Source organism: Kitasatospora sp. McL0602 (genome assembly GCF_052076145.1).
Taxonomy (GTDB): Bacteria; Actinomycetota; Actinomycetes; order Streptomycetales; family Streptomycetaceae; genus Kitasatospora.
On the sequence record NZ_CP197246.1, the window covers coordinates 7,286,923 to 7,299,324 of the forward strand.

A 12,402-nucleotide genomic window follows, 5' to 3' on the forward strand; every position below is an offset into this window, starting at 1 on the left:
CGTGCCCGCCTCGTGCCGCGGTCAGCCGGTGGCGGGCACCGAGATCTTGTCGATGTCGGGGCCCCAACCGCCGTACTCGTTGCCGAAGGTGATCACGTTGTAGCCCGCGTTCAGCGTCAGCGCCACGGTCGCCGTCTGGGTCGAGTTCCAGTTGCCGTTCCCGTGGAACGAGACCTTCTGCAGGTTCCCGCCGTTGGTCCAGATCGAGGCGTAGCGATCGCCGCTCCCGTTCACGTACTGGACGGTGACCGGGTAGGTGCCGGCGTTCCGGGCGTAGACACCGTTGAGGTAGAGCTTGTTCGTCCCCCCGACCCAGCTGACCTTCTCGCTGCCCGAGCAGGCCGAGCAGGCCGCGAAGACCGCGCCGGAGTTGTTGGTCCAGCGGCCCGCCACGACCGAGTGGGCGGGGTCCTCGGCCTCGTAACTCTGGGCGCCCGCACTGGGGTTGATCAACGCGGCGTACCAGGAGGCCGGCGCGCTGGGCGCCGTGACCCGGTACACCGCGGTGCCGTGGGCCGGGACCTGGGTGGTGATGGCGGCGGCGCCGCTCTGCGCGACGGCGCCCGTGTACTGGTCGGTCCAGGTCCCCGTGCCGGGGATGCCCACCGCGGCCAGGGAGGTGCTCATGGTCTGCGCGTTGTCCGACCCGTTGTAGAGCGCGAGCGCGACGTCCCCGTTGCTGAGCGGCTTCGCGAGGACGAGCGAGCCCGAGGAGTTGATCAGCCGGCTCCCGCCGATGACCCGCGCCTGGAGACCCAGGGTGTCCTGGTCGATCGCGATGAGTCGCGGGTTCTTCAGCAGGGCCAGTGAGGTCGCGTTCACGCTGGCCGGGTTGGCGCTCGCGATCAGGGGCGAGGCCATCATCGCCCACATGGCGAAGTGGGTCTGCTCCTCGATCGTGCTGAGCCCGCCGTTGCCGACCTCCAGCATGTCCGCATCGTTGAACGAGCCCGGCTTGGCCCGCCAGGCCAGCGTGGCGTTCTCGGTGACGATGTTGGCGATGCCGTTGGGCCAGCTCTGGCCCCACCACTGGTTCCCGATGTCCTCGGTGCTGCGCGCCTGGTCGGAGACGTCGCCCCAGTCCCGAGTGACGCCCGCACCGGTGTTGGTGCCGCTGTTCGGGTTGATGCTGAAGACGATCGGTCGGCCGGTGGCTTTCAGCGCGCTGCGCATCTTGGTGAAGTCGGTGACCTGGGCGGACAGCGAGGAGGCGCTCTCGCAGTAGTCGTACTTGAGGTAGTCGACGCCCCAGGACGCGAACGTGTCGGCGTCGTTGACCTCGTGCCCGGCGCTACCGGAGTATCCCGCGCAGGTCTTGGCCCCCGGCGACTCGTAGATGCCGAACTTGAGGCCGCGCGCGTGCAGGTAGTCGCCGAGGGCCTTCAGGTCGGGGTAGTGGGAGTTGCCGGTCAGGTTGCCGTTCGCGTCCCGGGTCATCCAGCAGTCGTCGACGTTGACGTACCGGTACCCGGCGTCCCGCATGCCGTTCGCGACCAGGCTGTCCGCCACCGACTCGATCAGCGACTGGGTCGCGCCGCACCCGTAGGTGTTCCACGCGTTCCAACCCATCGGCGGTACCTGGAGCAGCGGCGTCGGAGTGGCGGCGACCGCGGTCGGGACCGCGCCGACCCCTGCCACCAGAACCCCCGCCGCCACGGCTGCCCGCCGCAGCCGCGAAGACCGCTTCGTCCCTGTTGCCATCCGCTTCCCCAATCCCTGACGCCGGCCCACCGAACCTCCCGGACCTCTTATGGCGAACAGGAAGTGAGGCACCAGCAGGTACCAAAAACAAACATTAGTAGCCAGAACTCGACGATATCGAACACGGCGAGTGACATCGAACGGCTCCGTCCACCCCTGTGTCAAGGCTTTGGTCAGAAACAGCCGCCCCGAGACCCCGTCGCCACCTCCGGGAACGCCCAGGACGCCTCCCCGCGGCGCTTGAGTCTGACCTCGACCAGGTCGTCGGTGGCGTCGAAGACCGTCCGGAGCTCGTCGCAGGTCAGTGCCCGGCGGCCGGGCCGGCCCTCGGACTCCGCGACGTGGTCGCCGCACCGAAGTACGTGAGGCCGACCGCGGAGGACTGGTACCTGTAGCGCCGCAACGAGCGGGCCAGCCGGTCCACGACCCCCGCATTGCCCAGGCGTTGAACGACACCCGCGCCGGCCTCGGCCTGATCCTCGACACCGACTCGCACGACTGTGCCGTGCCCATGACCGCGAACTCAAGACTCCGGTGGTGCGAAGCCGGGAGAAGAAGGCTGTACCAATGGCCACCGCCCCGAGGTCGACCTCTGCGCAATGCGGGGAGTGCCGGCGCACTCTCGGAGTGACCGTGTGGGAGACGACGGTCCTTCGAAAGTCCCTGCGTGCTCGCCTCGAGCGCATTGGCAGGCTCGCGTGTGTGCTCGATTCCCGGAGCCGGGACGACTGCACCCGCGACCTCGAGGCGTGGGGCCGAGGTGAGCTGACCACGGACCGGGAGCAGGACCTCTACCAGGAGGTCATCGAGCTGTACGACGGCATCTCGAAGTACGGGGTGGTGACGGGGAGGTCGCGCTCCCGTGCTGTGGGGCTGATGGTGGGCGCTGCGTGTTCGTCCCGGGGTATGGGCCAAGCGTGGGAGCTGCCCGGTCCGTAGGCAAGGCGGCGCTCGCCGAATGGCGCACTGTCAGGAGACGACGGTTCGCCCGCGATGCGTCGTTCGCTGAGGATGGGAGAACACCGCACCTGACGCACGAGGAGAGCACCCGTGGTCGTTCACCCCTGCCCGCCGCGATGGCGGCGCACCGCCCGGTACGCCCTGCTGGCCCCCGGGGCCGTGATAGCCCTGCTGGGCCCGCTCGCCACCCTGGGCAGCGCGGCCGAGGACACCTCGATGCCGCGCCCGCCGGTTGCTCAGGCTCTCGACGGGGAGCAGCCGCTGGCCTCGATCCGGGAGGTCACCAGCCAGTGCGCCAAGGCTGCGGCCTGCGGCTTCCGGATGTACGACCGGGCGCCACGGGAGTTCAGCAGCGGGGTGCTCTCGGTGGGCAACGCGGCGATCAACTGCACGGACGGGGAGATGGAGATCGATCGCACTGTCACCTTCGTGACCAGCAGTACCGACAACATCGGTGGCGAGATCTCCGGGCGCGCGGCGCTGGAGGGCGGGGTGGACACCACGGTGACCGCCTCGGCCACGGGCACCCTGACGCCGGGCATGACCAACAGCGTGACCCAGTACGGGCCGAACAAGGACAAGGGCCCGACCACCGAGGACCTGGTGTCGAACGCCTTTACGGCCCCGGTGACGGTCGCGGGCTCGAACGCGCTGCACCTCGGGGTCAAGGCCACCTTCGAGCTGGCCTTCAAGGCGTCCTTCGCCCGCACCTGGCAGGCGCAGAGCACCGAGTCGACCAAGGTGACCTTCACCGTGAGCTCCGGTGACGAGATCCAGTTCGGCCTGGTGAACGCGATGTCGCGCGCCGCCGGCGAGCTGAAGGTGAACGACACCGGCAAGCTGATCAAGAACGTGACGGTGGACAGCCCCTCCTCGGTCACGGCCAGCTCGATCGTCGCGCAGACCTTCGCCGCCCGGGACAAGTGCCTCTCGCTGCGCCCACCGGGCCGCTCGCTGGGCGGCTCACTCGGCGGCGGGCTGATCGAGCTCGCGCCGGAGCGCTCCGGCCGGGCGCCGGACGCGGTGTACGTCCGCACCGCGCTGGGCACCTGGGAGCGGAAGTGAAGCGCCGGGCGGTGCTGCCCGCCGCCGTGGCCGTCGCCCTGCTGCTGTCCACCGGGCCCGCCCTGGCCGAGGACGGATCGGTGAACCCGGTGGCCGCGCAGGCCTTCGACGGGGACGCCCCGCTCGCCGACGCCCCCGCGCTCGCGCGAGGCTGCGGGCAGGAGTACGGGTGCAGCTTCCGCGTGCTGCCCGGCCTGTCCCGGGAGTTCACCACCGCAGTGGTCTCGCTCGGCAACGCGGCGGTCAACTGCACCAACAAGCCGATCACGATCGAGCGCACGGTGGCACTGGAGTCGAGCACCACCGACAACATCGCGGGGGAGATCTCCGGCAGCGCCACGCTGGAGGGCACGATCGACAACACCACGGACGTCTCCGGGAGTGCCGGGATCAGCAACACGACCACCGGCACCCACACCGACATCACCGCGCCGAGCGACAAGGGCCCCAACACGTCCATCGCCAACGGCGGTTCCGTGACCGTCGCCGGCGCGGTGACGGGGGCCGCCCAGCTGAAGCTCAGCGCCAAGGCGACCTTCGCCCTGGCGTTCCGGGCCAGTTTCTCGCACGAGTGGAAGCGGACCAGCACCGAGACCACTGCGGTGAGGTTCACCGTGAAGTCGAACGACGAGCTGCAGTTCGGCGTGCTGAACGCGATGACCCGCACCGTGGGTGTGCTGGGCGTGGACGGCACCGGAAAGCTCATCAAGAACGTCGTGGTGGACAGCCCCTCGACCGTCAACGTCAGCTCGGTCGTCGCGCAGACCTTCAGCGCCTCGGATCGTTGCCTGTCGCTCCGCCCACCGGGCCGCTCGGCAGCTTCCGGTGGTCTCATCGAGGTGGCGCCGAGCGCTGCCCCGGCCGGTCCGGTCGAGCGGTACCAGCTGGGGGCCGAGGGGCGCTGGGTCCAGCAGTAGGTGGCCCGGACGTGGTCCAGGTACCGGTCGGGGGTGCGTACGGCCGGTCCGGGGCCCCGGGGGCCTCGCGGTCGAGGACGGGCATGGTGGGCGGCGACATCGCGCAGGCCCCGGCAACGCCGGCCGCAGAGACGGTGCCCACGCCGGTGCCCACGCCGATGGGCCATGATCGCGGCCCCCGCCTCGAAGGCGGGGGCCGCGATCATGGCCAACTAGATTGCCCTGGAAGGGTGTTGGCGGGCTATGGTTTGAGCGGCACCGTCCTGGTCTGCACCCCGGCGGGCGGGGTGTCGAAGGTGAGCAGCCGCTTGTCCGGGTTCGCGCCGTTGTCCGGAGTGCCCGCCGTGGGCCGGGCGGTGCCGCACCGCTGGAGCTCGGCCTCGGTGAGCGGTCCGGTGCGCTGGAAGTACCGGTCCGGGAGGGCGACGGCCGGGACGTCGAAGGTGGCGTCGAGGCGGTACTTGTTGCGGGGGTTGGTGAAGCTGCCGACCACCCGCTCGCGGGCGGGCTGCACCTCGATCCAACTCACCTCGCCCGGCTGGATGGTGGGGTTGAGCGCCTTGGTGGTGGTCCGGCTCCAGGTGAGCGGGTTGCTGGTGGAGACGGCCGCCGCGTTGCCGCCGCCGGCGGCGTACCCGGCGGCTGCCTGGGCGGCCAGGTTGGGGCGGCTCTGCGAGATGTCGGAACGGCTGGGGACCAGCGGGGCGCCCTTGAGCGCGTAGTACTGGGTGAGGTTGTCGTACGGCGGCTCGGTGACCTCGATCCGCCGGTCGTCGACCACCGCGTTGCGGCTGCAGTTGACGTACGCCTCGCCGACGACCCTGGTCCGGCCGTAGTACCGGTAGGAGTACCGGTTGTCCACGGTGAACGTGCAGTTGGTCGCGGACCCTTCGCAGTCGTCCACCGCCACACCGGGCTCCAGCGGGTCGTTGCCCCGGTAGGCCTTGGGGCCGGGCAGCTGCTCCCTGGTGACCTTCTGGTCCACCGGGGCGGGTGTCTGCTTGGCGGTCATGTTGGTGATCAGCGGACCGCAGGAGAGCGAGGCGCGCTTCTCCCGCGAGTCGAAGGAGACCATCGGGTTGTCCTCGGTCGCGGTGAACTCGAAGCTGCGGCCGGTGGTCCAGTTGGCGGTGCCGACGGTGTCGGTTCCCTTGGTGGTGACCACCGGATCGGGCGCGGGGCCGGTGGTGACGAGCGAGACGTTGTAGGTCTGGCCGTCCTTGAGCTGCTCGGGGGTGCACTGGCGGTAGACGCCCGGACTGTCGTCCCAGCTGAGGGTGACGGCCGAGCCGGCCTTCACGCCCCAGAGGCGGGTGCGCAGCGAGAGCGCCGCGCCGTTCCAGTTGAGGGTGGCGGCCTGGTAGCCGAGGGGGTGCTGGGCGAGGGACTTGCCGAAGACGGCGCCGGTGTTGTTGTCCGGCGCCCAGTCGGTGTGCCCGGCTGCGGTGCCGTTGTCGGGCGCGACGGGCTGGGCGAAGGTGCCGTTGGGCACCTGGACGTCCACGGTGTCGGCGGCCCGCGCGGGCGGCGCGGCGGCAAGAGCCAGACCGATCGTCACGGCGGAGCAGCCGATACGGCGCAGGAGTTGGCGCTTCATCAGCAGAACCACCACTCGCTCGGCGGCACGACGGCGTCGCCGGGTTTGAGCCCGGAGGTCAACGCGTTGGGGAGGGTGCAGAGTTCGGAGGCGGCCGTGTTCGGGTCCTGCTCGCGGGGGACTTTGCCGAAGTCGTCGACGGCCTGGGTCTCCTTGGCGATGCCGTCCTTCTCCGCCTTGCCGTCACCCGCCACGCCGGCCAGGCAGTCCCGGTCGGTGGGTGGGCACTTGTCGATCTTCTCCTTGTCGGCGGCGACGTCCTTGCAGGCCGGGCTGCTCGCGGACTCGCCCGCGCAGGGGTCGTTCTGTTTCGGCGGTGGGGCGGTCTGCCTGGCCGAGACATTGGTGATCAGTACGGGGCAGCCGGAGATGTTCTCGCCGGAGCCTGCCGTGAAGGTGAGCTGCGGGGAGTCCTCCGCAGCGGTGAACGAGTAGCTCCGGCCGATGAACCAGTTCGTCTTCCCGGTGGGGGTGTTGGTGGCGAGCAGGCCCGGCTGGTTGGCCGCGCCCGCGACGGTCACGGTGTACTGCCGTTTGGCGCTGCCCTCGGCCACGCAGCCGTCCGGGTTGTCGTCCCAGCTGAGCGTGACGGTGGCGCCTGACCGCACGCCCCGCAGCCGGGTGCTGATCGCACCGTTCCAGCCGAGCCCGGCCGCCTGCAAGCCCTGGGGGTGGGCGGCGCGGGTGGCCGTGGCACGCCCACCGCCGGTCCAGTTGTCGATCCCTTGTTCGAATGACTTGCCGTTGGACACCGTGGGGGAGGAGAACGTCCCGTTCGCCACGACCACCGGATCGGTGTCCTCGGCCCCCGCCGACGTCGGGGCCGTCAGGGCGATGGTGCAACTGAGGGTTACGACGAGAAGTCTGGCTCGCTGTGCTCGCAGCACGGTCTCTCCTGCTGAAGTCGGCTCAGAACTGCGGAACTTGTGAACTTGTGAGCTGAGTGGAAGTCACCTCATTCGCCCATGCTTCGGACCCTGGTCACTATCTGCAACCGCTGGCAGTCCAATGGGGCGAAGGTGAACGATCAAGGTGGGCCAACGGTGTGGAAAGCCGTTCGAAAACGCACAGTCGTTCTGGTCGTAGGGCATGAATCCGTTCGAACCGACTTTCATTTCCAGCTGCGGCCGCGCGGCCGGCGTCGTGCGGCCCGGTCCCGAGGGACGCCATGCCACCGCTCTTCCGCCCCTGTTCCGGGCTGCTCCTCGCGGCCCTGACCGCACTGGGCACCGCCCAGCCCGCCTCGGCCCAGCACCGACCGGCCGTCATCACCACACCCCACCACTCCGCGCCACTGCACCCGGGCTACGCCCACGGTGAGCCCGTCCGCCGCTGGACACCCCCTACCTGAGGACAGAGATGCACCTGCTGCACCGCAAGCTCCGTCGCCTGCCCGCCGCTGCCGCCCCCGCCCTGGTGGCGAGCCTGGCCCTGCTCGGCTCCGTCGCACTGCCCACCTCCGTCGCCTCCGCGTACGACCTGCGGGTACGCGCCTGGGGCCTGAACACCAACGGCCAGCTAGGCGACGGCACCAAGACCCAGCGGCAGACCCCGGTCTCCGTGGTCGGCCTGTCGGGGGCCGAGCTCAACACGGTCGTCGCCGGAGGCAGCGGGACGACCGGCTTCGCGCTGGCCCTGCTCGCCAACGGCACCGTCGAGGCGTGGGGCCGCAACGACAAGGGCCAGCTCGGCAACGGCACCAGCAGCGCCACCGACGACTTCGCCGTACCGAGCCTGGTGGCCGGTCTGGGCGCGGTGGACGCGATCGCGGCGGGTGGCGCGCACGCGCTGGCCCTGCTGAAGGACGGCACGGTCAAGGCCTGGGGTGCCAACGACAAGGGGCAGCTCGGCGACGGCACCACCAATGCGGCCGCCACCTCGCTGCCGGTGACGGTGGCCGGGCTGGACGACGTCAAGGCGATCGCGGCCGGTGATGCCTTCAGCATGGCCCTGCTGAAGGACGGCACGGTGAAGACCTGGGGCAACAACGACAAGGGCCAGCTCGGCGTCACCGCGAAGCCGGCCAGCTCGACCGCTGCCGTGCCCGCCGCGACCCCGGCCACCCGCACCACCGCCATGGCGATCCCCGAGCTGACCACCGTCAAGGGCATCGCCGCCGGAGCCTCGCACGCCCTCGCGATCCTCGCGGACGGCACCGTGATGTCCTGGGGTCTCAACGACAAGGGCCAGCTGGGCGACGACACCACGGCCAACAAGCCCTACCCGGTGCTGGTCCAGGAGCTGAAGAACGTCACCGAGCTCTCGGCGGGTGCCGGACACACCATCGCCCTCCTCCAGGACCGCACCGTGCGCGGCTGGGGTGCCAACGACAAGGGACAGGTCGGCGACGGCACCGTCACCCAGCGCACCACAAGCGTGCCGCTGCCGGGTCTGACCGGTGTGGTCGGCATCGCCTCCGGTGCCTCGCACAACCTGGCCGTGCTGGCCGACGGCACCGTCCAGGCCTGGGGCCTGAACGACAAGGGCCAGCTCGGCGACGGCACCCTCCTCCAGCGCAACAACCCGGTCCAGGTGCTTGCCAAGTCCGGCAACGTCTCCACGGTCGCGGCGCCTTCCAACGGCAACTTCAGCCTTGCCCGCTGAAGCCCCGCGCGCCGAATCCTGGCGCGCTGACCCTCCAACCCTCCCGCAGGAAGGCACCACATGACGAACTCCCGTACCGCGCGCCTGCGCCCGGTGCTCGCCACCGCCGTGGCCGCGCTGACCGCCTTCGGCCTGGCCGCCGTGCCGGTCGGCACCGCACATGCGCAGGAGAAGCGGCTCAAGTCCTGGGGCAACAATCGCTCGGGCCAGCTCGGCGACGGCACCTGGACCGACTTCCGCACGACGGCCACCACCGTGCTCGGGCTGACCAGCGCCGAGGTGGTGAAGATCGCCGCCGGTGGCGGCGGGCCCACCAACGGCCACGGGCTGGCGCTGCTGACGGACCGTACGGTGCAGTCCTGGGGTGCCAACGGGTCCGGTCAGCTCGGCGACGGCTCGGTGTTCGGCCACAACGCGCCCGGACAGGTCGTCAACCTCTCCAACGCCGCCGACATCGCGGCTGGCGGCGCGCACAGCCTGGCCCTGCTGGACGACCAGACCGTTGTCTCCTGGGGCAAGAACAACTACGGCCAGCTCGGCAACGGCACCAACATGGACAGCAGCGTGCCCGTCCGGGTCGAGGGCCTCAACAAGGTGATCGCGATCGCCGCCGGGCTCAACCACAGCATCGCGCTCCGCGAGGACGGCACGGTCTGGGCTTGGGGCTACAACATCAACGGCCAGCTGGGCGACGGCACTTCGGCCAGCCGGAACGTCCCCTCCCCGGTCACCAATCTGACCGGGGTCACCCGGATCGCGGCCGGGTGCAACCACAACCTCGCCCTGGTCGGCCCGCCGAGCGGGGGCACCAAGCCCACCAGCGGAAACTCGCTGAAGTCCTGGGGCTACAACGCCACCGGCCAGCTGGGCGACAACAGCACGATCAACCGCTACGCCCCGGTCGACACCCAGGGCATCTGGCTCGGTGGGGTCTCCCAGATCGCGGCCGGCTGCAACCACAGCATGGCCGTGACCGACAGCGACAACAAGCTCAAGTCCTGGGGCCAGAACACCTCGGGCCAGATCGGTGACGGCACCACCGACTACCGCATCACCCCCGTCACCGTCCCTGGCATCAAGGGCGTCCAGTTGGTGGCCGGCGGTCGCGAGCACACCCTCGCCCTGCTCGGCGACAACACCGTCCGCTCCTGGGGCGCCAACGGCTCCGGCCAGCTCGCCAACGGCACCACCACCGACAGCTCCACGCCGGTCACCAGCCTCACCGCGCTGACCGGCGTCGACAAGATCGCCGCCCCTGTCGGCGGAGACTTCAGCCTCGCCAACTGACCTCGACCGGCGGTACGGACAGTACGGAGCCCCTGTTCCGGCCCGAGAAGGCCGGAGCAGGGGCTCCGTCGTGGCGGGGTGCCGGGGTCGGTAGGGGTCAGCGCAGGAAGACGACGCCGGTGGTGGCAAGCAGAAGCGTGGTGACGACGAGCCAGTAGCGGAGTCGGGCGGCCATGTTGCCGTTCCAGTCGAGGAGCCGGAACCGCTTGGTGGAGGTGTGCTCGACGACGTTGAAGGCGACCAGGGCGATGACCAGGTAGAGGATGAAGTAGAAGTACTCGGCGTAGACCACGCCGGTGGAGCCGGTGGTGGAGCGCAGTGAGCTGTGCTGGACGGCGACGACGAGCATCATGGCGCCGCAGAGGCCGATGACCGTCCAGGTGGAGAAGCCGGCCAGGGAGCGGCGGTCGGAGTCGATGGTGACGACGAACAGGGAGGCGAAGACCAGCAGGGTGATGACGATCAGGGGGATCAGGCGGTCGAGCAGGGGGCTGGGGAACTCGCGGGTGATGCCGGTGGAGAAGTGCAGTGCGGCGATGGTCGAGTCGGGTGTGGTGTTGGGGTTGCCGAGGGTGGTGCGGGTGGTGGACTCGCCCATGGAGAACGCGCTGAAGTGCGTGCGCCACTCGCCGGTGACCATGTCGGTGTAGAGGCCGAGGTTCTGCGCTGGGTCCCAGGGCGGGTAGGCGGCGAAGGGCGCCCCGAGGCTGGCGCCCTCGCGAAGAACGGAGCGCGGTCACGACAGACGCAGGGCGCCGAGGTGGGCCGGCTCAAGGGTCAGCGCACGCTGCACCCGATCCTGGCCACTGTGTCGACACCGATCGCCCGGCCGGTTGTCGCGGCGGTGAGGCTGCGCAGGGGCAAGGCCGCCGACGTGCGCGGTGCCGGCCCGTTCATCGCCGAGGCCCTGGCCGCTGCGCCGACACCGCCCCGATTATCCGCTTTCGCGCCCGAACTCATCAGGGTGCCCTGAATTCGAAATTCAATTTCCCTTTTTGGGGCTGTCGGCGGTGAATGGCGGGTGAAAGCCCGCTGAAAGCCGCCGCTGCCAGAGTGGCGATCAGCCGAACGGATCGGCCGCCTCCTCGGAGGCTTCGGTACCCAGGAGAGTCACTTGCGCACAGCACGAGCGGTACGGGCGTCCCTGCTGGCCACTGCGATGGCCGCCAGCGCTATCGCCATCGCGGCCCCGGCCCACGCGTCTAGCCCCTGCAGCAGCGGCGGGAGCTACCAGGTCTGCGCCAGCGCCACGTACTACCCCCACATCGACGGCCACACCTCCATCACGGTCTGGATCCAGTACGGTGGCGCCTCGACCGACTTCCGGGTCACTGTGCCGTCCAACCCCTCGTTCCTCATCTGGCCCGGCCAGCAGATCACGAAGAGCCGCCCCGGCGGTGGCTCCGTCACGGTCTGCGCGACCGAGGCCAGCCTCGGCAATCACTGCGTCACTGTGCAGCCCTACACCTCACCCGCCAGCTGACCGAGGGCTCCACGGCCTGCCTGGCGCTCCGGCCTGACCCGGCCCGTCTCTGCCGCCGGGTCAGGCCGGAGCGCCGAGGTGCCTGCGTACCTGGGCGGCCTCGGGTGCACCGAGCTGTTCGAAGATGTCCAGCGCCTGGTGCCAGTGCTTCGTCGCCCGCTCAGCGTCGCCCAGTGCTGACCAGGTCAGGCCGACATTGTTCTGTACAAGACCCTGGCCGTGCCGGTCGCCCAGCTCCTGGCGCAGGGTGAGCGACCGGTCGTACAGCTCAAGCGCCTCGTGGTGGCGACCCTGGTTCCGGGCCACCTCGCCGAGCATGTCCAGGCCGTGCGCCTCTCCGTTGCGGTCCCCGATCGTCCGGAAGATCGCCAACGCCTGGTGCTGGCGGTCGGCCGCCTCGTCGAGACGGCCCGGCCTCCTCAGCTCCTCGCCCAGTTTGCTGAGCGCGGTGCCCTCCACGTACTGGTCGCCCACCCGTCGGGCCGCCTCCGCAGCCAGCGTTTGCGACTCGACCGCTCCCTTGGAGTCGCCGAAGGTGCCGAGCGTCGCTCCGATGCTGGTCAGGGTGAGCGCCTCGGCCCGGCCGTCGCCGACCCGCCGCCGAATGTCCAGCGCGCCCCGCAGGTGCCGGAGCGCCTGCTCGGGTCGAGCGGTCTGCGTATACAGGGTGCCCAGCCGAGCAGGGCGGCGATCGCCTCGGCGCTGAGAGGTGACGACGAGATCCGCGCCGGACCCGTGCTCAGGTGGGACATGTACAGGGCCCACTCGTGGACGGCGGAGGGCCCTGG

The 12,402-nt window shown here is 70.3% G+C and carries 13 protein-coding genes; 8 read left to right on the plus strand and 5 right to left on the minus strand.

Annotated features, from left to right (window positions below; genetic code table 11):
- Positions 1-21: 21 nt before the first annotated feature.
- Positions 22-1,701, minus strand: a complete 1,680-nt coding sequence (locus ACR68M_RS32890; RefSeq protein ID WP_441247801.1) for an alpha-galactosidase D — start codon at positions 1,699-1,701, stop codon at positions 22-24.
- 702 nt (positions 1,702-2,403) lie between these two features.
- Between ACR68M_RS32890 and ACR68M_RS32895 the strand changes: the two genes are divergently transcribed.
- From ACR68M_RS32895 to ACR68M_RS32905, 3 genes are all read left to right on the plus strand, one after another.
- On the plus strand, positions 2,404-2,640 hold the full coding sequence (locus ACR68M_RS32895) for a hypothetical protein (RefSeq protein ID WP_441247802.1): 237 nt from the start codon (positions 2,404-2,406) through the stop codon (positions 2,638-2,640).
- Between the two features lie 111 nt (positions 2,641-2,751).
- Entirely contained in the window at positions 2,752-3,726 is a 975-nt protein-coding gene (locus ACR68M_RS32900) for a hypothetical protein (RefSeq protein ID WP_441247803.1), read from the plus strand.
- Positions 3,723-4,643, plus strand: coding sequence for a hypothetical protein (locus tag ACR68M_RS32905; protein ID WP_441247804.1), 921 nt, complete (start codon positions 3,723-3,725; stop codon positions 4,641-4,643). Before ACR68M_RS32900 ends, ACR68M_RS32905 begins: the two co-directional genes overlap by 4 nt.
- Positions 4,644-4,884: 241 nt before the next feature.
- Here the strand turns inward: ACR68M_RS32905 and ACR68M_RS32910 are convergent, their stop codons facing one another.
- Positions 4,885-6,240: a hypothetical protein gene (locus tag ACR68M_RS32910; RefSeq protein ID WP_441247805.1), complete on the minus strand. Its 1,356-nt coding sequence runs from the start codon at positions 6,238-6,240 to the stop codon at positions 4,885-4,887.
- Complete coding sequence (locus tag ACR68M_RS32915) at positions 6,240-7,127, minus strand: hypothetical protein (RefSeq protein WP_441247806.1); 888 nt, start codon at positions 7,125-7,127, stop codon at positions 6,240-6,242. Before ACR68M_RS32915 ends, ACR68M_RS32910 begins: the two co-directional genes overlap by 1 nt.
- A gap of 281 nt (positions 7,128-7,408) precedes the next feature.
- On the opposite strand from ACR68M_RS32915, the gene ACR68M_RS32920 reads away from it, so the two are divergent.
- Genes ACR68M_RS32920 through ACR68M_RS32930 form a run of 3 tightly spaced genes read left to right on the plus strand, consistent with a single transcriptional unit; the run spans position 7,409 to position 10,131 of the window.
- Entirely contained in the window at positions 7,409-7,591 is a 183-nt protein-coding gene (locus tag ACR68M_RS32920; protein WP_441247807.1) for a hypothetical protein, read from the plus strand.
- Between the two features lie 8 nt (positions 7,592-7,599).
- Positions 7,600-8,844: an RCC1 domain-containing protein gene (locus ACR68M_RS32925; protein WP_441247808.1), complete on the plus strand. Its 1,245-nt coding sequence runs from the start codon at positions 7,600-7,602 to the stop codon at positions 8,842-8,844.
- 60 nt (positions 8,845-8,904) lie between these two features.
- Positions 8,905-10,131, plus strand: coding sequence for an RCC1 domain-containing protein (locus ACR68M_RS32930; protein WP_441247809.1), 1,227 nt, complete (start codon positions 8,905-8,907; stop codon positions 10,129-10,131).
- Positions 10,132-10,228: 97 nt separating this feature from the next.
- Here ACR68M_RS32930 and ACR68M_RS32935 read toward each other — a convergent pair whose 3' ends face one another.
- Entirely contained in the window at positions 10,229-10,771 is a 543-nt protein-coding gene (locus tag ACR68M_RS32935; RefSeq protein WP_441247810.1) for a hypothetical protein, read from the minus strand.
- A 120-nt stretch (positions 10,772-10,891) separates the two neighbouring features.
- Between ACR68M_RS32935 and ACR68M_RS32940 the strand changes: the two genes are divergently transcribed.
- Together ACR68M_RS32940 and ACR68M_RS32945 are read left to right on the plus strand one after the other, a co-directional pair.
- Entirely contained in the window at positions 10,892-11,104 is a 213-nt protein-coding gene (locus ACR68M_RS32940) for a hypothetical protein (RefSeq protein WP_441247811.1), read from the plus strand.
- 141 nt (positions 11,105-11,245) lie between these two features.
- A complete protein-coding gene (locus ACR68M_RS32945) occupies positions 11,246-11,614 on the plus strand; it encodes a hypothetical protein (protein WP_441247812.1) in 369 nt (122 codons plus the stop codon).
- A 60-nt stretch (positions 11,615-11,674) separates the two neighbouring features.
- Here ACR68M_RS32945 and ACR68M_RS32950 read toward each other — a convergent pair whose 3' ends face one another.
- A complete protein-coding gene (locus tag ACR68M_RS32950; RefSeq protein WP_441247813.1) occupies positions 11,675-12,379 on the minus strand; it encodes a tetratricopeptide repeat protein in 705 nt (234 codons plus the stop codon).
- Between the last annotated feature and the right edge of the window lie 23 nt (positions 12,380-12,402).